This is a genomic window from Sphaerospermopsis sp. FACHB-1194, from assembly GCF_014696235.1.
GTDB classification, from domain to species: domain Bacteria; phylum Cyanobacteriota; class Cyanobacteriia; order Cyanobacteriales; family Nostocaceae; genus Sphaerospermopsis; species Sphaerospermopsis kisseleviana.
In genome coordinates this window covers 1-21,084 of the sequence record NZ_JACJPU010000057.1, presented here as the reverse complement: position 1 = coordinate 21,084, position 21,084 = coordinate 1, and the positions used below count along the sequence as shown (strand labels likewise).

Genomic DNA, 21,084 nt, shown 5'->3' with positions numbered 1-21,084 from the left:
GGTGACAGGTGACAGTAAGAAGGCAAGAGGCAAAAGGCAAGAGTTTATTCTTACCAACTACCAGTCACCAATCCCCAGTCACCAATCCCCAATCCCCAATCACCAATCACCAATCACCAAAATTCCATGTTACAAGGTTCAATTCTCCAACAATTAGAAACAGCCTATCGTCATAGCAATAGACCTATTCGCTTTGGCGTGTATTATAAAAATACCTTAGTGGCTTTATGTCATGCTTTAGAAGACCATATTTTAAGTAAAGAAGATCAACCAATAGTAATTACCTGCTTTCAAAGAGGCAAATGGTATCTGCAAGAAGCCCAAAGATATGCAGATATTGCCAAGTGCAGCCGGGAAATTGCAATTATGGCTACCAGTGATGCCGGTTTTGCTGAACATCCCACCAGTCAACTAGCAAATGTAGATTTAGTACCACTACAAACATCTGATCCAGTATCCCAAGAATGGCACTTGATGATTCTGTCTCCACAATACACATCAATGGTAATTTGTCAAGAATTATCAGATGAAGATTATGGAGTTACAGGACTACCGGGGTCAGATTTAGAGCGCAAATTCTATGGAATGTGGACATTTGAGCCGGATGTAGTTCTGAAAGCCGCCGAGATAGCGATCGCCCACATCGAAAAATACAACCCAGAACTAGCCCAAAAACTGACCCAGCATAAACAAGCAATCAAAGCAGAAATAGCTTCACCAGAGGAGATTGGGAAAGTCGTTTCCCTGGTCATTGACTACCTAAAAAGTGGTGAAAATACTTTATCCTATCCTACAGCCACACGCCAAAACACTTTGAGTTCCAACTTGGTTTCTAACGAAGTCCAGGCATTTTTGCGGATGGCACAATTAATAGACATAGCAGATATTCAAAATCCCATGGCCGCCGCCGAAGTAGCTGCGATCGCCGAAATCATGGGACAATTACTAGAACTACCCGCATGGCAAATTAAAAGATTACGTCTAGCTGGGTTACTACATCGAATCGATCCACTGCAACAAACCGAAAGCATCCTCACATCCCCCAAAAAGCCCACAGAACAAGTAGCAGGACCAATTTGTCCCCTAGTTCCAGGAGCGCAGGTATTACGGACAATGCCCCAACTCAGAGCGATCGCCCAAATTATTACCCATCAAACCGAATGGTGGAATGGCACAGGAGAACCAGCAGGTTTAACAGGTGAAGAAATTCCTTTAGAATCAAGAATATTAGCAATAGCAGCAGACTTTCAATGGCGAGTCAGTCAGCAAAAATACTCAGATCAAAGTGGACAAAATATCTTTGCTAATGCCCTAGAACAATGTCGACACCAACAATCTACCCGTTTTGACCCTAAACTCATAGATACCCTATCTTTGTTAGTTATGGGTTTACAACAGGGACTGGACTTACCCATCATGTCACCCAAATTTAGTAGTAGTATGTGGTTGATTGATTCTCGCTGGAACAGTCAAGAATTAAAAATTAAAAATTAAAAATTAAAAATTAAAAATTAAAAATTCACCCATGAACATAGAAGCGATTAAATTAGGAAAAATTACACAACTCCCAGGATCAGACTTAGAAGACGAGGATTTATCTCAACTTGATTTAAGCCGCATTAATTTAGCCGGTTCTACCCTCATTGGCACTAACTTTACAGGTTCTAAGCTGGAAGGCGCACATTTTGAAGGTGCAAATTTAATGGGTGCAAGCTTGCTAGAAACTGATTTGCGGGCTAACTTAATGGGAGCTAACTTAATGCAAGCAGACTTAACCAGCGCCGATCTGCGAGGCAGCAACTTGCGTGGTGCTAACTTAATGGGTGCTACACTTAATGATGCTTCTTTAGCCGGTGCTTTTTTAAGTGGTGCTAATTTGATGAGTGTAAACTTACAAGGTGTTGACTTACGTAGTGCTGACTTACGTGGTGCAAACCTCACAGGAGCAAATCTCAAAGGTGCAGATTTGAGTCGCGCTGATTTGCAAGGGGCAACATTAAGTCAAGCCAATCTGGAAGAAGCCGATTTACGAGGAGCTAACTTAGCAGGGGCAAATTTAACTGGAGCAAATTTACTTTGTGCAGAATTAGAAGCTGCAAATTTAATCGGTGTCAATCTAGTTCAGGCTTGTTTGGTGGGTACAATCCTGGAAATTCTTCCTGAATAATTTTATTTGCCAAGGAATTTAATTTCAGGTAAACTTCAACTCTAACTCACCAATGACTAGTCAAAAAAGATATTTTCTTATATATTATGAATGATTCATTTAGTCGCCTTCAAGAATGGCTCACAGTATTTGCCTATTTAGGATTTACTTTATTTATTATTTGGCGAATTTTTACGGCACAAAATAAATAATAAATCAGTCCCTAGTTTCCTAATTACGGGATAAACTACCTGAAATATAAACTCAACACATTGATACTAAGGAACATAACAATGGCGCTGATTGATGGTCTTGCTGATGATAATAAAAGACAGACACTTTTAGTTGATTTGACAAATTTATTAGATACTCAAGTTGCTGCTACAAGTGGTATTTCTGGGATGGCTATCAAAACTGGATATGCAGTTATTAAAGGAATTAGTCCAGGATACTGTGCTGGTGCAATTGAGCGTCTTTTACCAGAATCTTTCGCTGCACTAGAACCTATCTGGGAAGAAGGTTTAAATACAGGTGATGCTGTCGGATATCTTAGTCAAAATCGTTCTCGTACAGCAGATTTATTGCTGAGTATTACTGATATTCGGATTCAGAAAAGCAGTAACTCTACTATCAAAGGTGTTTATAATAAACTCCGCAGTTCAGTCAAAAAAAATGTGGAAGACGCTGTACCTAGTTTAGCTCAAGTCATTGATAAATACACTAAAAACTAAGCTACAACTATTGTGGGGTAGGCATACTTCGACATAGTTCGACTCCGCACTTCGACTTACTTCGACTGCGCCCTTCGACACCGCCCTTCGACACCGCCCTTCGACTGCGCCCTTCGACTGCGCCCTTCGACTGCGCCCTTCGACTGCGCCCTTCGACTGCGCCCTTCGACTGCGCCCTTCGACTGCGCTCAGGACAGGCTCAGGACAGGCTCAGGACAGGCTCAGGACAGGCTCAGGACAGGCTCAGGACAGGTCGCTCAGTACAAGCTCACTAACCGCTCAGTACAAGTCTTGCCCCCCACATTTATTAAGAAAATACGCTATCATTTATTAAAAAAACTACAAATCATTTCCCCAGGACTATTATCTTTGAATAGCGTCACATTTCCATCTTTATTTACCTTAAATTTACCCCGACAGTTATAAACTTCCATTGGTGTTTTTTTACCATTAATACTTACAGATGCTCGATATTCCCAATATTTTTTAGCACTGCGTTTAATACTCAAAATACAAATTTCTTGCCCTTGATAATTCCTACATACTGTTGCTAAAGCTGGAGATGTAAAAGGAAAAGAACAAGCAAAAATGAAAACCAGCAGCATCACAAAATATTTAATCATTATTAAATTATCAACTATCAATTATCAACTATCAATTCCTCTTCATCCACAAAGCTAGTCCACCCATAAATAATACCCCCATTATTCCCTGTAAAGGATTATTATTTACACCTGTCACCCAGTCAGGAACAACTCCCGAATATTTTGTTAATTCTCCCACGTTAATAATATAATAACCCCAAACCAAACCACCATGTAAACCAATCGGTAAACCTAAACGCCCTCTTTTACCAAGCTTTCCCCATACTTGCGTTAACCCTAATAATACTAAAGCCGGAAATTGTGGTAAAGTATAAATGATTGCTGCTAACGGTTTAATAAAATGGGCAACGGCAAATAAAATGGCATTTATCCAAGCTGCTAAATTTAAATTGTAATCTCGCTCTAACTCATCCCATAACCAACCACGAAATAATAATTCTTCCGCAAAACCAACACCGAAACCAACCAGTAAACCTTCTAAAATTATTTTGACTAAAAACACTTTTGGTTGTTGCCACAATAACCAACCCAACCAACCCTGTAAACTAAATACTATTAAAATACTAATTAATCCTATACTTAAACCCTGCACAAAATCTATGCCATTTAGGTGGGAAAATTCTAACCCATAATGTTTTAATATCTGAGGTTGTTGATAAACTTTCTTACCCCATAACTTCAGTAGAAAAATAAACTCTGCATAAAGTAGTACCATTGTCAAGATACTTTCTAAATTAGTATCTTCAACCAGTAAATATATTGGTACTGCAAAAGGCAACCATAACACCAATAAACACAAGATAAAACAACCCACCCTAACAGGGGCGGGACTTTGGGAAATTTGAGATAGATTAATTTTTTTCATGAATTAGTCAAATATCATCAGTCAACACTATACTACTAATTAAGTAATGACCAGTGACTAATAACTAATGACCAATAACTATTCATCTGGTTCAATGGTACTGCTCAAACCATGATTTTTTAAAGTTTCACAATAAAATTCAGCGTGTTCTAAAGCACAGGTGATTACTAAAGCTAATCCGTTGTTGTGAGCTTCCATCATGATACTAACAGCTTGGGGCTGGGTAATACTCGGCACTGTGGTCATTAGCACTTGAACTACATACTCCATAGAGTTGAAGTCATCGTTATGGAGTAGAACGCGATACCGAGGCGCGAGCTTGCGAGTTGTGGAAGGCTTTTGAATAGTTTCTACTGACACTGCTCTTTGCTCTTTGATCGTGAATTTACTACAATATTATTTTTGTTAAACATCATGCTTAACAGTTGTTTATTTACATTATAACATTTTTGTTTTGATTCCAGCTAGAAAAATTCTCACTGTGTGGTTATAACTGGTAATTAGAATTAAAAAATTCCAATTATAATCATAATACTACAGCAATATTACTTTTAAAATGAAGAAAAATACTACAAAGTTTTTGCCTCATCTTCTGCTGCTATGGATATTAGCCCCAACTTTCAACCAGGACAAATAGTGTCTTTAGATTATGGCAACAGAAACCTTTATGCTGAAGTCATTCAAGTTGTGACTGATCGTGATGTATGCTGGGTGCGTCCTTTACTACTGGCTAACTTCACCCACGAACCACCCCTGATAACTGATCTGCGAGATGCGTCTGACTTGTTATGGCCTGTCAAATTATTTCGGACTGCTTTAGATACAGAAGTGATTAGTCTACTGAGTCAACTTTTACCAAAAGAACCAAAAGCTGACACAGATACGGTTGCCCAACAGCAACTAAATCAGTTTATCCACCAGCTTTGGCAAGCGTGCCAAGATGCTCAAGAATTGTGAATTTATTCAGAAAAACTAACAGTTACTAGCCCCAGCGTGGAACTAACTGCACTCGTCCAGCGTCCATCTCTGCCATTAACAATTCTAGAGCTTCGTAGTCCACGTCAGATATATAACCTAATTGAGTCAGTTCTGAGTTAATTTCATTTTCGATTTCTGGCGTTAATTTTTTGATGTGCAACGCTTTCTCTACCAGTTGACGAATGGCATATTGTGTGTTCATAAAAAATCACTCACCTTTAATTGTTACCCATTATCCAAGATTGGTATCGGTATAAAAAGTGATCTAGCTATCTATAAATTAGTGATCTAGATCACAAGCAAACGGTAATTTTGGCTTAAATCCACAGAGTGATAGCTATTCCCAGGTTTAGTATCATGACGACAGAAGATTAATCTGCATTTTGGCTGTCTATGTAGATTGTTTTTTAACCCAAGGAAAAAAAATGTATTTATATATACATTTCGCCTTGTAGTTATAACAATCTTTAAACAAAAGTCACAAAGCAATAAAGCAATAAAGATTTAATAAAGGAATCAGGAGTCAGGAGTCAGGAGTCAGAAGTCAGAAGTCAGGATTGAGGATTAAGAATTACACAGATGAATGATTAATTCAGATCGGAAATAGGTTTAATTATGTTGATCTACTTAATATAGTTCTAATTTACTGTGAACAATTGACCTGAAAGACAGAATAAATGCTAAGTTGAAAGAGATAAGTTGTAATTTAAGTTAGCTAAAAGATAGCAAAGTGGCTGTTTTAGTAGAGCAATTAATAACATCGGATATTTTAAAACCTGCCCGTTACCTGGGTAATGAGCGTTTAGCAGTACATAAACCTTGGGATGCGGCAACTGTACGTTGGGTGTTAACCTACCCAGAAGTTTATGAAGTCGGTGCTTCTAATTTGGGGCATATCATCCTGTATAACATTTTGAATGTCCAACCAAATCAGTTGTGCGATCGCGCTTATCTCCCAGCACCAGACTTGGGCGCAAAACTTCGCAACAACCAAATACCCCTGTTTGCAGTAGAGTCAAAACGGGCATTAACAGAGTTTGATATTCTGGGTTTTAGCCTCAGTTATGAACTAGGGGCAACCAACATCCTGGAAATGTTAGATTTAGCAGGAATACCCCTGACTTGGAAAGAAAGGAGTTCAGAAGGTTCTTCTTCCCAGTCACCAGTCACCAGTCACCAATATCCATTAATTTTCGCAGGTGGACAAACTGCCACATCTAACCCTGAACCTTACGCGGATTTTTTTGATTTTATTGCTTTGGGTGATGGTGAGGAACTATTGCCAGAAATTGGTTTAGTGATCGCCGAAGGAAAAGCAGCAGGTTTAAGTCGGGAAGAACTATTATTAGACTTGGCACAGATTCCCGGTGTTTACGTGCCACAATTTTATGAACTGGGGGAAAATGGCGCGGTTAAACCTTTGCGTCCTGATGTTCCTGAACGGATCATTAGAAGAGTTGCTACACCCATTCCCGCTTATTCTATTGGTTTAGTACCTTATGTAGAAACGGTACACGATCGCCTAACCATAGAAATTAGAAGGGGTTGTACCCGTGGTTGTCGGTTTTGTCAACCAGGAATGTTAACCCGTCCTGCAAGAGATGTAGAACCAGAAAAAGTGGTAGAAGCGATCGAAGCAGGAATGCGGGCAACCGGTTACAATGAATTTTCCCTGTTATCTTTGAGTTGTTCTGATTATCTATCCTTACCCGCAGTGGGGATGGAAATCAAAAACCGCTTAAAAAATGAGAATATTAGCCTGTCCTTACCTTCTCAACGAGTAGATAGATTTGATGAGAATATCGCTAATATTTTAGGAGGTACAAGACAAGGAAGCTTGACTTTTGCGCCTGAAGCCGGTACTCAACGGATGCGGGATATTGTCAATAAAGGTTTAACCAACGAAGAATTATTACGAGGAGTAAAAACAGCTTGGGAACAAGGTTGGGATAAAATCAAGCTGTATTTTATGATTGGTTTACCAGGAGAAACGGACGCGGATGTTTTGGGAATAGCGGAAACAGTCAGATGGTTACAGCGAGAATGTCGGGGTCAAGGTAGGAGACCGATCAGTTTTAACCTGACAATTTCCAATTTTACCCCCAAACCCCACACACCTTTTCAATGGCATTCCGTTTCTACTGCTGAGTTTGCCCGCAAGCAAGATTTGTTAAGACAAGAATTTCGGCGTATTCGTAATATAAAGGTGAATTTTACGGATATTCGCCTTTCTGCGATGGAAGACTTTATAGGCAGGGGCGATCGCTCTTTAGGAAAAGTCCTCCTTCGTGCTTGGCAACTCGGTGCAGGAATGGACTCTTGGTATGACAGTGTAGAAACAGCTTTCAAGGCTTGGGGAGAAGCAATTGCCGAAGCTGGACTAGATTGGAAATATCGTCAGGTGGAGAATGGGGAATGGAATCTGTTTTCTTTAGGTAACGAAGAACAAGAAAAACTGTCACCTGTCACCTGTCACCCCTTCGGAGTTCGCCAGTCGCTTATGGGGGAAACCCCCAAGACCGCGCTGGCTCACCTGTCACCTTCTTCACCTCTGGATCTGCCCTTACCTTGGGATCATATTGATACAGGGATTGATAAAAAGTGGCTGCAAGAGGACTTAAAACGCGCTCTAGAAGCTGCTGTTGTTCCTGACTGCTCTTTTGAAGGTTGTTCCCATTGTGGTGTCTGTGGCACTGATTTCGGTCATAATATCGTTATAGAACCACCTGCAATTCCTCAGTTTGTCGGTGATTTTGTCCCCAATACCACCAAAGCACAACGGTTAAGGGTTTGGTTTGGGAAACAAGGTGATATGGCTTTAGTCAGTCACTTGGATTTAATGCGCCTGTTTGATAGAGTGATGCGAAGGGCAGGTTTACCAGTAGCTTTTACTGGTGGGTTTCATCCCCATCCCCGTATTGCTTTAGCTAGTGCTTTATCCTTGGGAAGTACCAGCAGTGGGGAAATAGTTGATTTTGAACTCACTCAACCGATGGATGTAGAAGATTTTCGCACCCAATTGGTAAGTCAACTACCGTCAGATATCCCCATCTACAGAATAGAAGAAATAGATTTGAAAGCACCCGCAGCTAACCAAGCTATGAAAGCAGCGGAATATTTGCTCACTATTTCTACACCCGGAAATGTGGAAGCTGACAAATGGCAAGATTGGATTGTGGCTATACTGGATCAAGATGAGATTTTGTCAGAGGTTATGACTAAATCAGGTAAACAGCAGAGCATAAATCTACGCGATCGCTTGTTTGAAATAGATTTAGTGCAGGTGAACACATCTCCAGCCGAGTCTCAAGCTATCTTGCGTTATTTGGGTAGCTGTCGTCATGACGGTGTGATCTTGCGTCCTGAGCAAATATTGTCTATACTAGAAATAGTGGCTGGTGCAGAATTTCATCTCTTGCATATCCACCGCAATCGGCTAGTTTTAGAAACATAATTCCTCAAGGGTAACTTGCTAGTAGTTACCCGGAATAAGCATATTCATAGGAATTGATTTTTAGCAAGGTTGCGCTAGAATAAAGTGAAGAGAAATTTTCTGGCGCTGCGTTGAATAATCTGATTCACTACCCTGATCATCAGGGAGTGCAAGCAAAAATAATGAGAGTGTAGTTTCTAGGATTGTATCCGAAACAACTAAGGCAGGTGAAAATACACTCTCTCTATAGCTACCTAGTGAATCAGTGACTAACAATAGCTTTACGCCTAGTCTCTAACTCTATGCTTTTTACAACACCTGTACCAATACCAAAACCCCAGATGGTAGAGGTAGTGGTTCAGAAATCATCAACCATAGACGGTTGATGTAATTACTGAAAACTCATGCAACGGTTCTGGAATAATCAGGCGTGTAAACGCAATTACAGTATTGTTAACAGCTTTCAATTATGGGAAGCTATGTCAGAGAAAGAAATTTTTATTACCAGTAGCGCCTTGTAGGGCTACCAGTAGGGGGCTAGAGGTATAAAATAAGCTCCTTGTAATCCCCATTGGTGCTGCCAATTTTTGAGGAACTTGAATGCCAAAACAAATTATTATCGCAGAGCAGCATCAAATTGCTGCCGTATTTTCGGAAGATCAAATACAAGAACTCGTTGTTGCCACTGGTCATCATCAAATTGGTGATATATACTTAGGCGTAGTAGAAAATGTATTACCTGGTATAGACGCAGCTTTCGTCAATATCGGCGATCCAGAACGCAACGGTTTTATTCATGTTACTGACTTGGGTCCGTTGAAAATAAAACGTAGTTCCGCAGCCATTACTGAACTGCTGACACCACAGCAAAAAGTATTGGTGCAGGTGATGAAAGAGCCAACGGGAACAAAAGGACCAAGGCTTACAGGTAACATTACCCTTCCAGGACGTTATGTAGTATTAATGCCCTATGGTAGAGGTGTGAACCTATCCCGGCGAATTAAAAGTGAAAGTGAGCGCAACCGCCTCCGCGCCCTGGCAATTTTAATTAAACCTGCGGGTATGGGTGTACTGGTGCGAACAGAAGCCGAAGGCAAACCAGAGGAAGCAATAATTGAAGACTTAGAATTGCTACAAAGACAATGGGAAGTCATTCAGCAGGAAGCAGTCTCTACCCGCGCTCCTGCTTTGCTCAACCGAGATGATGACTTTATCCAGCGTGTATTGCGGGATATGTACGGTGCAGATGTGAATCGGATTGTAGTTGATTCCAGCACTGGGTTACGACGAGTTAAACAGTATTTACAAAACTGGAGTGGCGGTCAAACACCACAAGGTGTATTAATTGATCATCACCGCGATCGCTCACCCATCTTAGAATACTTCCGCATTAATGCTGCTATTCGTGAAGCTTTACGCCCAAGAGTAGATTTACCTTCTGGTGGTTACATTATTATTGAACCCACGGAAGCATTAACAGTAATTGACGTTAACTCTGGTTCTTTCACCCGTTCCGCCACAGCTAGAGAAACCGTTCTGTGGACTAACTGCGAAGCGGCTACAGAAATTGCCCGTCAACTCAGACTCAGGAATATTGCTGGTGTGATTGTAGTTGATTTCATTGATATGGAATCACGACGCGACCAACTGCAAGTTTTAGAACACTTTAATAAAACCCTTAAAGCAGACAAAGCTCGTCCCCAAATTGCCCAACTGACCGAGTTAGGTTTAGTAGAACTTACCCGCAAACGCCAAGGTCAAAATATTTATGAATTGTTTGGCGAAACTTGCCCCACCTGTGGCGGTTTAGGACATACTGTACGTTTACCAGGGGAAATAGAAAACCGGATGCCCATCCCCGCAGCAGACATACCAGATCGGTTTACACCCACACCTCAAAGAGAAGTGAAAACACCATCTGCGCGCCTCCCAGAAATCAGGGAAACTAGGGACATTTATGATGGCTTTAGCGAGGGTTTTGAAAGTGATTCTGAGGTTGGCCAGTTGATCAACCATCCCAGTTATCAAGAATTGGGTGACAACAAACGTCGTACCCGCACCCGTCGCAGTCGCATCGGTATCAATGGCATTAATGGCAAAGATGAAGTCAGGTCTGGTAATTCATTGGGATTTGGCAATGATTTAGATTTAGACTTGGATAGTGACAATGAGCTAACCCCCACATCGGAAATTCCCTCTCTTCTCTCAGATCCTCTCCGGGAAAGAGAAGCTATGCGAACCCCCACTCTTGGTAAAGGTGGTTGGGAAAGACCAGAGCGAACCAAAATGAAGATAGAGCCGGTTAAACCAGTTGTAGAACCGCCCCAGATTATTTCCGTGGAAATGACAGACCAGGAACAAAAGATGTATGCTGAAATGGGCATTTCTCCGGCTGTGAAGTTAGAGTCAGAGGTTAAAAATGCCAAATCTGTGATTTTTAACATTGTTCAACCTGGACAAACACCAAATAGCGCAACGGAATCTACCTCAGAATCCACATTTCCCGAAACAATTACATCTGAATTTACCAGAGTCAAAATGCCAACACCAAAAGTTGAGGTAGAAGAACCATCCTTGTTGCCAAAATCCAGAATTGAGCCGCCTCTGGAAGATTCTAAATCCATAGGATTTGACTCTTTGACAGATGATGAGGAAATAATCAATAGCACTTCTATTCCTAATCGCCGTCGTCGCCGTCGTTCTTCCGCACTGGAGGACAGTTAACCGCTTTTATGGTAGAGACACAGCCAACACCTGCATCTGTTTTGTCAACTACACCTTTGGGCGAATCAAGTTGGTGGGAATTTTCCATAGGTTTAGATATTCATGGGTTGGTTGCTGGTGTGGATGAAGTGGGGCGTGGTGCGTTATTTGGTCCTGTAGTTGCGGCCGCAGTGATATTACCGCCAGCAGCTTTGCCACAACTGATGGCTTTGAAAATTAACGACAGTAAAAAGTTGTCTAGTTCTCGTAGAACTCAGTTAGCACAGCAAATTGCTGAACTGGCTTTAGACTGGAAAATTGGTTATGCTTCCACTACGGAAATTGACAAGCTCAATATTTTGCAAGCAACGCTGTTAGCAATGAAGCGGGCTATACTGAAGCTAAAGGTACAGCCCGCACTTTGCTTAGTTGATGGTAATCAGATGGTAAAGGATTTGAATATACCGCAACAAACTATTGTCAATGGAGATGGGCGATCGCTCAACATTGCAGCTGCTAGTATTATGGCTAAAGTTTGGCGTGATGATTTAGTTTTGCGTTTGGCATCTAAGTATCCAATGTATGACATAGAAAACAATAAGGGTTATGGCAGCCCGCGACATTTGCTGGCTTTGCAAAAATACGGTCTATCACCCTTACATCGTCTCTCTTTTCGTCCATGTCAACTCAGGTGATTGGGGATTGGTAATGGCTAATGGGTAATTGGTAATAGCTGATTAAAAAACATAAAATTGATTACCCAGTCACCAGTCACCAGTCCCCAGTCACCAGTCACCAGTCCCCAGTCACCAGTCACCAGTCACCAACCACCAATCATTCAAAATTTAACAATCCCATTTCTGTATTATCACTAGCAATTTCTTTTATTTGTGTTTGTGATATTACCCAATGGCGATAATCAGCGAGGAGGTGATGTAATAATCTTTGTTTAATGGTCAACAACACGCTTTTAAGTAAACCGTTCCCTGTGGTTTCCAAAATCGACTTGGGAGTGAGGGAAAATGGGTGAGGAATATCTACCAACACTTCTAGATCGGCTTTTCCTTGTAGCCTTGTGTCATTACCATTGTGGTAAGGTGATAAATACCCTTTTAAATTGAGAGCAAAACGCTGGTTAATATACTCAAAACCTCTGATTTCACACCCTACAGAACGTAAATAAATTGTTCCGTGGGCATCCGCCCAAACTCTCATATCTACAGTAGGTTGAATACTTAAAGACATAAAAGCCAGAGGACGCATTTTCAAGCGAAACACTTCCTCAGATAACTGCTGAATCATACTATTGTCAGCTAATGTTCTCACTAGACGTTGAGGCTGACGCAAGTAGTGCTGAATAGGGATAGGTTGCTTGGGGACAAGAATTTCGACCGATTGAGAGGCAGTAAACTTGGTAGCCATGAGTAGATTATAGCAATATGTTTTATTGTAATATTTTTTAATAAACTATATTGGTTTGCATAAAATCAACAAATTTATTCATAATCACTTAAAAAAAGGCAGAAGGTAGGGGTTTAGCACTGCTAAACCCGTACAGGAATCAGGATACAGAGAAGAAAAATTTTTTCCTTGCTTCCTGTAATCTAAGTACAAATCTAAAATCTAAAATCTAAAATCTAAAATCTAAAATCTAAAATCTAAAATTGTCATGAAAAAATGTGAACCTGCGGCGATCGCATATTTAGGACCACCAGGAACTTACTCAGAACAAGCTGCTTCTTTTTATCTCAACTGGCTAAAAAGCAATCAAGAGATAGAAGCTACCTTATCACCTTATCCTACTATTGCCAAATCATTACAAGCGGTAGCTACAGAACAAGCTGATATAGCTGTTGTACCTGTAGAAAATTCCATTGAAGGCAGCGTCAGCATGACAATGGATAGCCTGTGGCAGTTAGACAGCTTGCGAATAAAACTGGCTTTGGTTCTACCAATCAATCATGCGTTAATTTCCTGTGCTAATCAATTAGAGAATATTAAAATAGTTTATTCCCATCCCCAAGCATTAGCACAATGTCAAAGTTGGTTGGCCAAATTTCTGCCCAATGCCAATTTAATAGCCAGAAATTCTACTACTGAAGCACTACAAGGACTACCGCAAGCACCGGAAACAGCAGCAATTTCTTCTCAGAGAGCCGCCCAACTTTATAATTTACCTATTCTCGCTAGTAGAATTAACGACTATCCTGACAACTGTACACGCTTTTGGGTAGTGGCTAAAGAAAGTACGGAAAATAATGGTTTCAACCCTACTCACACATCCTTAGCTTTTAGTGTACCTGCAAATCTTCCTGGTGCATTAGTTAAAGCTTTAGAAGTATTCGCCCATCTAGGAATCAATCTCAGTCGGATTGAATCTCGTCCTACTAAGCGTTCCTTGGGAGAATATTTATTTTTCATTGATGCAGAGGCGGCAGTCAGTTCACCATTAATGACTTCAGCTTTAGCAGAATTAAACAGTTCTACGGAAGTGCTAAAAATTTTTGGTAGTTATAGTGTCTTGACAGTTACCGATTAATATCATCTTCTGCTAATAACTTATAGCTTAGCTGGTAATTGATGTTTAAGTAGGGTTTGCTGAATAAACCTAAAACCTTGATATATCAAAGGTTAGAGGCTGATAAACACAGAAATTAGTGCAAGGGTTTGGAAGGGTATACCGGAAAAAGTGTGCATTTTTTGGGATTTCAAGAGATGGCAAAGAAATTTTCAAATCTTCTCCTGACTCCTGACTCCTGACTCCTGACTCCTATGCCCTCACGGAAAGACTTTCTCAGCAACCCCTAAGTAGGGTTTGCTGAATAAAAAAGTAAAGTTGCCCAAAAGCTTTTTACCTCCTGCCTTCTGCCTCCTGCCTCCTGCCTTGTCATGACGACAATTTTCAACGCCCACCTACTTACCAATTACCAATTACCCATTACCCATTACCGGCAAAACACAATAGTTGATGATTAGCCCATATTACTAAAAGTGTCTTTAAGAACAGAACGTGCTGCCAGATGATTGCGAGTAGAAGTCAAAATTTCTGCTTCTCTTTGTAAGCGAGCAGATGTGTCTTGTAGTTCTAACAATGCTTGCTGTTCAGGAGCTACACCATAAAGGTTACTTGCCACCCAGTAAGATAGCTCTGTTGGTAAATCAGGTAAATCTTCTGGCAGTTCGATATCTTTTTCAGTTAATTTAGCTGAAAGACGGACAACATCTCGCAGTAGCTGTTCTACATCAGCAGCTAAAGGTCGCAAGTCCTGAGACGGGGGATGGTCTTCAATCCATTCTACTAAACCAACACGATAGGGCTTTTCACGAACATACTCTAAAACTCGAAACCTTTGCTGTCCCAAAGTTAACATTTCCATCCGGTCGTCTGGTAATCGCTGGTAATGAATAATTTCCGCACAGCAACCGACATTAGCAATAGTACCTTGGATTGGATCGACCATCACAACTCCAAATCTGCGATCGCCTTCCAAAATCGTGTTCATCATGATGCGGTAGCGAAATTCAAATATATGTAGGGGTAATGGTCTGGTGGGAAACAGCACCACTTCGGGTAACGGGAACAGAGGTAGTTCACGGACGGCAATTTTTGAAGAAGATGTCATTGTTAGGTGGGTATCAAGTTTATTCTTATTTATTCTGAAAATATATTTTTTTACTTTTACTGTCGCCGTACTTTGTTTATATTTTATCATTTGTTGGATAGCTATTGAAAAACCCTAAGAAAATTTCTCTTAGGGCTGGGTTAATATTCATACATAAAAATATTCCATGTAGATTTTCGATTATCAGTGGGAAAAGGCAACAGGCAAAAGGAAAAAGAAGACTAATATTGATCTCTCTTCCCTATTCCCTATTCCCTATTCTCTATTTCCTGTTCTAATTAAAGTTTGACTTCGATATCTACACCAGATGGTAAATCCAACTTCATCAGCGCATCAATAGTTTTAGAAGAAGGCTGGTAAATATCAATAATCCGACGATGGGTGCGGGTTTCAAAATGCTCACGGGAATCTTTATCTACGTGAGGTGAGCGCAGCACGCAATATATCTTCCGTTTTGTGGGTAAAGGAATCGGTCCGATAGCTGTAGCGTTAGTACGGTTAGCTGTATCTACAATCTTCTCGCAAGATGTATCCAATAAACGTCGGTCAAAAGCCTGTAAGCGAATTCTAATCTTCTGCTGCTGTAAAGTTGCCATCTTTAGTTTTCCAGGTTCTGTGAATTTTAGATTTTAGATTTTAGATTTTAGATTTTAGATTTTAGATTTTAGATTTGAGAAACAAACAAGAATCATAAATTAAAATCCAAAATTGCTAAAGGGAAGATAAAAGAGCAGAGACGTACTTTTCCAATCTCTGCTCTTAATTACAAAGACAAAAAGGTACTACTTGATGATTTTAGAAACGACACCAGCACCAATAGTCCGGCCACCTTCACGAATCGCAAAGCGCATACCTTGCTCAATCGCGATCGCGTTGATCAGTTCCACTGTCATTTTGATGCGATCGCCTGGCATTACCATTTCTACTGCGCTACCATCATCAGCGGTATAGCTTTGAATTGTGCCAGTTACATCAGTTGTCCGTACATAGAACTGAGGACGATAACCTGCGAAAAATGGTGTTTTCCGACCACCTTCTTTCTCAGTCAAAACGTAAACTTCACCTTCAAATTGAGTGTGAGGTGTAATAGAACCAGGCTTGGCAATTACCATTCCACGCTCGATGTCTTCTTTTTTGAGACCACGTAGCAATACACCAGCGTTATCTCCAGCCATACCTTCTTCGAGACTCTTCTTGAACATCTCGATACCGGTTACAGCCGTACTCCGGGTATCTTTGAGTCCAATTATCTCAACTGTATCGCCAACCTTAACTTTACCACGTTCAATCCGGCCAGTAGCAACTGTACCACGACCTGTGATGGTGAATACGTCTTCTACTGCCATCAAGAAGGGTTTATCAACATCACGCTCAGGAGTGGGGATGTAGGAATCTACAGCATCCATCAATTCGTAGATTTTATCTACCCAGGGATTTTCTCCTTTTTGGAGTTTAGGATTCTTAGTCATTGCTTCCAAAGCTTGTAGACCAGAACCTTTGATAATGGGGATGTCATCACCGGGGAAATCATAGCTAGTAAGTAGTTCCCGCAGTTCCAGTTCTACTAATTCCAGAAGTTCTGGGTCATCCATCAAATCTTCTTTGTTCAAGAAGACAACCAAGCTGGGAACACCTACTTGTTTTGCCAACAGGATGTGTTCACGAGTTTGGGGCATAGGACCATCCGTAGCTGCAACTACGAGGATACCACCGTCCATTTGTGCCGCACCAGTGATCATGTTTTTCACATAGTCAGCGTGTCCGGGGCAGTCTACGTGAGCATAGTGCCGAGATTCGGTTTCATACTCAACGTGAGCGGTGTTGATGGTAATACCCCGTGCTTTTTCTTCGGGTGCGTTGTCAATTTGGTCGTAACCCTTAGCTGTAGCCTGACCCATAGCTGCCAAGGTCATGGTAATGGCTGCTGTTAAAGTAGTTTTACCGTGGTCAACGTGGCCAACAGTACCGATATTAACGTGAGGTTTTTTTCTGTCAAACTTTTCGCGTGCCATGTATACTCGTTTCCTTTTTTAATTAAGCGTTCCCTTTGCTTTTAGCAATGATAGTTTCAGCCACGCTGCGAGGCACCTCTTCATAGTGGCTGAATTCCATCGTGAAGATACCTCGGCCTTGGGTCTTAGACCGGATATCTGTGGCGTAACCAAACATAGTCGCTAGTGGAACTTTGGATGTCACCTTAGCGATTCCCTGTTCAGTGATTTGGTTTTCAATCTGTCCTCTACGGGAGATTAAGTCACCTATGACAGTTCCCATAAAGTCTTCGGGAACTTCTACTGCAACTTTCATCATAGGCTCTAAGAGGACTGGTGAAGCTTTCAGCACTGCCTCTTTCATCGCCATTGAACCGGCAATTTTGAAAGCCATTTCCGAAGAGTCTACATCGTGGTAGGAGCCGTGAACTAACGTTGCTTTCACGTCAATTAGTGGATATCCAGCTAAAATACCAGATTCGCAGCTTTCTTTCATACCCTGCTCTGCGGGGCCTATATACTCTTTAGGTACTACGCCACCGACAATTTTAGAGACGAATTCAAAGCCAGTGCCTGGGTCTCCTGGTTCTAAATTGATCACAACGTGACCGTATTGACCTTTACCACCACTTTGACGGATGAATTTGCCTTCTACGTTGGTAACTGTTTTCCGAATGGTTTCGCGGTAAGCTACCTGTGGCGCACCAACATTCGCTTCTACCTTGAATTCCCGTAACATCCGGTCTACTAGAATTTCCAGGTGTAACTCTCCCATCCCCGCAATCACGGTTTGGTTAGTTTCTGGATCAACACTGACACGGAAGGTAGGATCCTCTTCTGACAAAGATTGTAGTGCCTTTGACAGCTTATCCATGTCGTTCTTGGTTTTGGGTTCAACCGCTACGGAGATCACAGGTTCAGGAATGAACAGGGATTCCAGAATAACTGGTGATCCTTCATCACATAAAGTGTCACCTGTCAAGGTGTCTTTTAGTCCCAAAGCTGCACCTAAGTCACCTGCCCGCAGTTCTTCGACATCTTGTCGTTCATCTGCTTTCATCAGCACTAGGCGGGAAATCCGTTCTTTCTTGTCTTTACTGGCGTTCAGGACGTAGCTGCCTTTTTTCAATACACCAGAATAAACACGCACAAAGGTGAGGCGACCGTAGGGGTCAGCCATGATCTTGAATGCTAGAGCAGCTAGAGGTTCGCTGTCATCCGCCCGGCGCTCCACTGTCTCGCCATTTGGCAATAAGCCTTGAATTGGTGGTACTTCAATTGGTGCTGGCAGGTAATCTACAACTGCATCCAGCATCAACTGCACACCTTTATTTTTAAAGGCTGAACCACAAAGCACGGGTACAATTTTTCCCTCAATTGTACCTTTACGTAGGGCTGTACGGATTTCTTCTTCTGTAAGTTCTTCGCCCTCGAAGTACTTAGTCATCAGATCATCACTAGTTTCTGCTACCGCTTCTATTAACTTAGTGCGGTATTCTGCTACCTGTTCTTGTAGTTCAGCCGGAATTTCTGTTTCTTGAATATCGGTTCCTTGGTCGTTGGTGTAAATGTATGCACACATCCGCACCAAGTCAATGATGCCTTTAAAATCACTTTCGCTACCGATGGGCAGTTGAATAGCAATGGCATTTGCCCGCAGGCGATCGCGCATTTGCTCATGAACTCTATAAAAGTTCGCTCCTGTGCGATCCATCTTGTTGATGAAGGCAATGCGAGGTACTTTGTAGCGGTCAGCTTGCCGCCATACTGTCTCAGACTGAGGTTGAACACCACCAACAGAACAAAAGACAGCGATTACACCATCTAACACCCGCATGGAACGTTCAACTTCAATTGTGAAGTCCACGTGACCGGGAGTGTCAATAATGTTAATTTGATGATCTTTCCAGCTGGTACTAATCGCAGCGGCAGTAATGGTAATTCCTCGCTCCCGCTCCTGATCCATCCAGTCTGTTACAGCAGTTCCTTCGTGAACTTCACCAATTTTATGAATTATCCCAGAGTAAAATAATATTCTCTCTGTTGTTGTCGTTTTTCCCGCATCTATATGCGCCGCAATACCGATATTGCGTACTTTCTCTAGCGGGTTTGTGCGTGCCACAGTTACCTCCTATAATTTAGGACTCATGATATCTTGTATATTACTCTTTGTTAAGATTCTATACTTTTACGGAAAACCGTCTTGGGCAGAAAGTTGCCGATATACCGCTGGCAATTAGGCGATATATCGTTGCTCCACTTAGTAACGGTAGTGTGCAAATGCTTTGTTGGCTTCAGCCATGCGGTGAGTTTCTTCACGTTTGCGAATGGAACTGCCTGTTTCGTTAGCTGCGTCCATTAACTCATTTGCTAGTCTACTGGACATCGTACGACCTGGCCTAGACCTAGAAAATTGTACTAACCACCGCAGTGCTAGGGTAGTACCCCGATCAGAACGTACTTCCATTGGTACTTGATAAGTTGCACCACCTACTCTTCGAGCTTTGACCTCTACTAAAGGTGTGGCGTTGCGGACTGCTCTTTCAAATGTTTCCAGAGGATTGCCGCCTGTCCGTTCTTCAATAGTTTTTAAAGCATCATAAACAATTCTGGCAGCGAGAGATTTTTTGCCATGACGCATTACCCGTCGCATCATCATACTAACGAGGCGACTATTATACACTGAGTCAGGCGGAACAGGCCGCCTTTGACTAACACCACGACGAGACATACTTCATCCTTGAATTCGGAATTTGGCAACGAAATTATATGTTATCAGAACATAGAAATCTAAAAGCGGTGTGAGCAACCGCTTAAATTTCCTTGAGTTTTGGACTTAGTTGCTTTTAAGCTCAACTCATTAGTTTTTTTACCCATACAAAAAGCTAACTAATGCTAACAAGCCTTGCTGCTTTTTCTTCCTGCTTCATCAGTTCGACTACGCTCACTGAACTCCTAGAAGTGTCGGCACTGTCCAGTCCACAGGCTTTCAGATTGGGTGTATCTCACCCTAATATTGAGTATTTAGGCTTGGTTATTACCTAAAATACCTATCAATAATGGTCTTTTTTCGGGTCTTCAAGTCTCAAGTTTTTCTGTTCATGAGCAGACATAAATCTTGAGCAAATGTGATCATTTGTTAGCTTTCGTTAGTAAAACACTAACCGGCTGTTAACCCTATACCATAAACAGAAGGCGACAACACTATCAACTCTAATATTTACATTAAAGTGTTGCTATTGCTTACAGTATTCTGCTTTTAAACTCTTACACTTGCTCGCTTAGTGCAAGTTATAGCTTAATTTCTTAAACAAGAATACACCGCTAGATTCTGTGTTTTATGGGGGCTGAAATTAGACGATTAATCGTTATTCATGCAATATTCATGCGATTAATCGCCTATTTCCTATTTTTTCGCTTCTTTTGGGCGCTTAGTTCCATATTTGGAACGTCCTTGCTTCCGGTCTTTAACTCCGGCTGTATCTAAGGTTCCACGAATAATGTGGTATCTCACGCCTGGTAAGTCTTTTACCCGACCACCACGAATCATCACAACAGAGTGTTCTTGCAAGTTATGGCCAATACCTGGAATGTAAGCTGTGACTTCAAATCCAGAAGTTAATCTGACCCTTGCTACTTTGCGGAGGGCTGAGTTTGGTTTTTTAGGGGTAGTCGTATATACTCTGGTGCATACTCCTCGACGTTGAGGACATTGTTTCAGAGCAGGAGACTTGGTTTTTTGACGCGCTAGTTCGCGTTCACTACGGATTAGCTGCTGTATTGTTGGCATGAGTGACAGCGCGTTAAGCTGCTTATGTTTTATTTTAACAAATCCTGATTATAGCGTTTTTTTGGTTTTTACGTCAATTATTTTTTAGGAGTTCAGGAGTCAGGAGTCAGGAGTCAGGAGTCAGGAGTCAGGAGTCAGGAGTCAGGAGTCAGGAGTCAGGAGTCAGGAGTCAGGAGTCAGGAGTCAGGAGTCAGGAGTCAGGAGTCAGGAGTCAGGAGT

The 21,084-nt window shown here is 41.5% G+C and carries 21 protein-coding genes; 10 read left to right on the top strand and 11 right to left on the bottom strand.

The window, feature by feature from the left end; genetic code table 11:
• Positions 1-8 precede the first annotated feature (8 nt).
• The 4 genes from H6F45_RS23115 (at position 9) to H6F45_RS23100 (ending at position 2,877) form a co-directional block, all read left to right on the top strand.
• The gene (locus H6F45_RS23115) at positions 9-176 is read left to right on the top strand and encodes a hypothetical protein (RefSeq protein WP_190348491.1); all 168 of its coding nucleotides are present in this window, start codon (positions 9-11) and stop codon (positions 174-176) included.
• Positions 127-1,494 (top strand): DICT sensory domain-containing protein, encoded by a 1,368-nt coding sequence (locus H6F45_RS23110; protein WP_137667404.1) that lies wholly within the window; start codon positions 127-129, stop codon positions 1,492-1,494. Before H6F45_RS23115 ends, H6F45_RS23110 begins: the two co-directional genes overlap by 50 nt.
• 31 nt (positions 1,495-1,525) lie before the next feature.
• Positions 1,526-2,167, top strand: a complete 642-nt coding sequence (locus H6F45_RS23105; protein WP_137667405.1) for a pentapeptide repeat-containing protein — start codon at positions 1,526-1,528, stop codon at positions 2,165-2,167.
• A gap of 272 nt (positions 2,168-2,439) precedes the next feature.
• Positions 2,440-2,877 (top strand): hypothetical protein, encoded by a 438-nt coding sequence (locus H6F45_RS23100; protein ID WP_096570138.1) that lies wholly within the window; start codon positions 2,440-2,442, stop codon positions 2,875-2,877.
• 323 nt (positions 2,878-3,200) lie between these two features.
• Here H6F45_RS23100 and H6F45_RS23095 read toward each other — a convergent pair whose 3' ends face one another.
• From H6F45_RS23095 to clpS, 3 genes are all read right to left on the bottom strand, one after another.
• A complete protein-coding gene (locus tag H6F45_RS23095) occupies positions 3,201-3,500 on the bottom strand; it encodes a hypothetical protein (RefSeq protein WP_137667406.1) in 300 nt (99 codons plus the stop codon).
• Between the two features lie 31 nt (positions 3,501-3,531).
• Positions 3,532-4,347 (bottom strand): type II CAAX endopeptidase family protein, encoded by an 816-nt coding sequence (locus H6F45_RS23090; RefSeq protein WP_137667407.1) that lies wholly within the window; start codon positions 4,345-4,347, stop codon positions 3,532-3,534.
• Between the two features lie 78 nt (positions 4,348-4,425).
• Positions 4,426-4,707 (bottom strand): ATP-dependent Clp protease adapter ClpS, encoded by a 282-nt coding sequence (gene clpS / locus H6F45_RS23085; protein ID WP_096570144.1) that lies wholly within the window; start codon positions 4,705-4,707, stop codon positions 4,426-4,428.
• A 240-nt stretch (positions 4,708-4,947) separates the two neighbouring features.
• Between clpS and H6F45_RS23080 the strand changes: the two genes are divergently transcribed.
• Entirely contained in the window at positions 4,948-5,304 is a 357-nt protein-coding gene (locus tag H6F45_RS23080; RefSeq protein ID WP_190348490.1) for a hypothetical protein, read from the top strand.
• Positions 5,305-5,329: 25 nt separating this feature from the next.
• Here the strand turns inward: H6F45_RS23080 and H6F45_RS23075 are convergent, their stop codons facing one another.
• The gene (locus tag H6F45_RS23075; protein WP_096570148.1) at positions 5,330-5,527 is read right to left on the bottom strand and encodes a hypothetical protein; all 198 of its coding nucleotides are present in this window, start codon (positions 5,525-5,527) and stop codon (positions 5,330-5,332) included.
• Positions 5,528-6,055: 528 nt separating this feature from the next.
• Between H6F45_RS23075 and H6F45_RS23070 the strand changes: the two genes are divergently transcribed.
• From H6F45_RS23070 to H6F45_RS27160, 4 genes are all read left to right on the top strand, one after another.
• The gene (locus H6F45_RS23070) at positions 6,056-8,779 is read left to right on the top strand and encodes a TIGR03960 family B12-binding radical SAM protein (RefSeq protein WP_190348489.1); all 2,724 of its coding nucleotides are present in this window, start codon (positions 6,056-6,058) and stop codon (positions 8,777-8,779) included.
• Between the two features lie 579 nt (positions 8,780-9,358).
• On the top strand, positions 9,359-11,482 hold the full coding sequence (locus tag H6F45_RS23065) for an Rne/Rng family ribonuclease (RefSeq protein ID WP_190348488.1): 2,124 nt from the start codon (positions 9,359-9,361) through the stop codon (positions 11,480-11,482).
• Between the two features lie 8 nt (positions 11,483-11,490).
• Positions 11,491-12,156, top strand: coding sequence for a ribonuclease HII (locus tag H6F45_RS23060; protein WP_190348487.1), 666 nt, complete (start codon positions 11,491-11,493; stop codon positions 12,154-12,156).
• Between the two features lie 57 nt (positions 12,157-12,213).
• Positions 12,214-12,336, top strand: a complete 123-nt coding sequence (locus H6F45_RS27160; RefSeq protein ID WP_277877018.1) for a hypothetical protein — start codon at positions 12,214-12,216, stop codon at positions 12,334-12,336.
• Here H6F45_RS27160 and H6F45_RS23055 read toward each other — a convergent pair.
• Complete coding sequence (locus H6F45_RS23055) at positions 12,296-12,883, bottom strand: DUF1997 domain-containing protein (RefSeq protein WP_096570157.1); 588 nt, start codon at positions 12,881-12,883, stop codon at positions 12,296-12,298. The genes H6F45_RS27160 and H6F45_RS23055 overlap by 41 nt on opposite strands.
• Positions 12,884-13,130: 247 nt before the next feature.
• Here H6F45_RS23055 and pheA point away from each other — a divergent pair, with 247 nt between their 5' ends.
• Positions 13,131-14,000, top strand: a complete 870-nt coding sequence (pheA, locus tag H6F45_RS23050) for a prephenate dehydratase (protein WP_096570159.1) — start codon at positions 13,131-13,133, stop codon at positions 13,998-14,000.
• Positions 14,001-14,433: 433 nt separating this feature from the next.
• Here the strand turns inward: pheA and H6F45_RS23045 are convergent, their stop codons facing one another.
• The 6 genes from H6F45_RS23045 to rpsL form a co-directional block, all read right to left on the bottom strand.
• Entirely contained in the window at positions 14,434-15,084 is a 651-nt protein-coding gene (locus H6F45_RS23045; RefSeq protein WP_096570161.1) for an LON peptidase substrate-binding domain-containing protein, read from the bottom strand.
• A gap of 278 nt (positions 15,085-15,362) precedes the next feature.
• Entirely contained in the window at positions 15,363-15,680 is a 318-nt protein-coding gene (gene rpsJ / locus H6F45_RS23040; protein WP_010998474.1) for a 30S ribosomal protein S10, read from the bottom strand.
• 186 nt (positions 15,681-15,866) lie between these two features.
• Entirely contained in the window at positions 15,867-17,096 is a 1,230-nt protein-coding gene (tuf, locus tag H6F45_RS23035) for an elongation factor Tu (RefSeq protein ID WP_096570163.1), read from the bottom strand.
• A gap of 22 nt (positions 17,097-17,118) precedes the next feature.
• The gene (gene fusA, locus H6F45_RS23030) at positions 17,119-19,197 is read right to left on the bottom strand and encodes an elongation factor G (RefSeq protein WP_096570165.1); all 2,079 of its coding nucleotides are present in this window, start codon (positions 19,195-19,197) and stop codon (positions 17,119-17,121) included.
• 138 nt (positions 19,198-19,335) lie between these two features.
• The gene (gene rpsG / locus H6F45_RS23025) at positions 19,336-19,806 is read right to left on the bottom strand and encodes a 30S ribosomal protein S7 (RefSeq protein WP_137667411.1); all 471 of its coding nucleotides are present in this window, start codon (positions 19,804-19,806) and stop codon (positions 19,336-19,338) included.
• A 675-nt stretch (positions 19,807-20,481) separates the two neighbouring features.
• A complete protein-coding gene (gene rpsL, locus H6F45_RS23020) occupies positions 20,482-20,865 on the bottom strand; it encodes a 30S ribosomal protein S12 (RefSeq protein WP_096570169.1) in 384 nt (127 codons plus the stop codon).
• Positions 20,866-21,084: the final 219 nt, after the last annotated feature.

What these genes read in the sequence shown, in the direction of transcription:
- H6F45_RS23110 (WP_137667404.1), top strand. Translation starts at nt 127, where the DNA reads ATGTTACAAGGTTCAATTCTCCAACAATTAGAAACAGCCTATCGTCAT.
- H6F45_RS23105 (WP_137667405.1), top strand. Translation starts at nt 1,526, where the DNA reads ATGAACATAGAAGCGATTAAATTAGGAAAAATTACACAACTCCCAGGA.
- H6F45_RS23100 (WP_096570138.1), top strand. Translation starts at nt 2,440, where the DNA reads ATGGCGCTGATTGATGGTCTTGCTGATGATAATAAAAGACAGACACTT.
- H6F45_RS23095 (WP_137667406.1), bottom strand. Translation starts at nt 3,500, where the DNA reads ATGATTAAATATTTTGTGATGCTGCTGGTTTTCATTTTTGCTTGTTCT.
- H6F45_RS23090 (WP_137667407.1), bottom strand. Translation starts at nt 4,347, where the DNA reads ATGAAAAAAATTAATCTATCTCAAATTTCCCAAAGTCCCGCCCCTGTT.
- H6F45_RS23080 (WP_190348490.1), top strand. Translation starts at nt 4,948, where the DNA reads ATGGATATTAGCCCCAACTTTCAACCAGGACAAATAGTGTCTTTAGAT.
- H6F45_RS23075 (WP_096570148.1), bottom strand. Translation starts at nt 5,527, where the DNA reads ATGAACACACAATATGCCATTCGTCAACTGGTAGAGAAAGCGTTGCAC.
- H6F45_RS23065 (WP_190348488.1), top strand. Translation starts at nt 9,359, where the DNA reads ATGCCAAAACAAATTATTATCGCAGAGCAGCATCAAATTGCTGCCGTA.
- H6F45_RS23060 (WP_190348487.1), top strand. Translation starts at nt 11,491, where the DNA reads ATGGTAGAGACACAGCCAACACCTGCATCTGTTTTGTCAACTACACCT.
- H6F45_RS23055 (WP_096570157.1), bottom strand. Translation starts at nt 12,883, where the DNA reads ATGGCTACCAAGTTTACTGCCTCTCAATCGGTCGAAATTCTTGTCCCC.
- pheA (WP_096570159.1), top strand. Translation starts at nt 13,131, where the DNA reads ATGAAAAAATGTGAACCTGCGGCGATCGCATATTTAGGACCACCAGGA.
- H6F45_RS23045 (WP_096570161.1), bottom strand. Translation starts at nt 15,084, where the DNA reads ATGACATCTTCTTCAAAAATTGCCGTCCGTGAACTACCTCTGTTCCCG.
- rpsJ (WP_010998474.1), bottom strand. Translation starts at nt 15,680, where the DNA reads ATGGCAACTTTACAGCAGCAGAAGATTAGAATTCGCTTACAGGCTTTT.
- tuf (WP_096570163.1), bottom strand. Translation starts at nt 17,096, where the DNA reads ATGGCACGCGAAAAGTTTGACAGAAAAAAACCTCACGTTAATATCGGT.
- rpsG (WP_137667411.1), bottom strand. Translation starts at nt 19,806, where the DNA reads ATGTCTCGTCGTGGTGTTAGTCAAAGGCGGCCTGTTCCGCCTGACTCA.
- rpsL (WP_096570169.1), bottom strand. Translation starts at nt 20,865, where the DNA reads ATGCCAACAATACAGCAGCTAATCCGTAGTGAACGCGAACTAGCGCGT.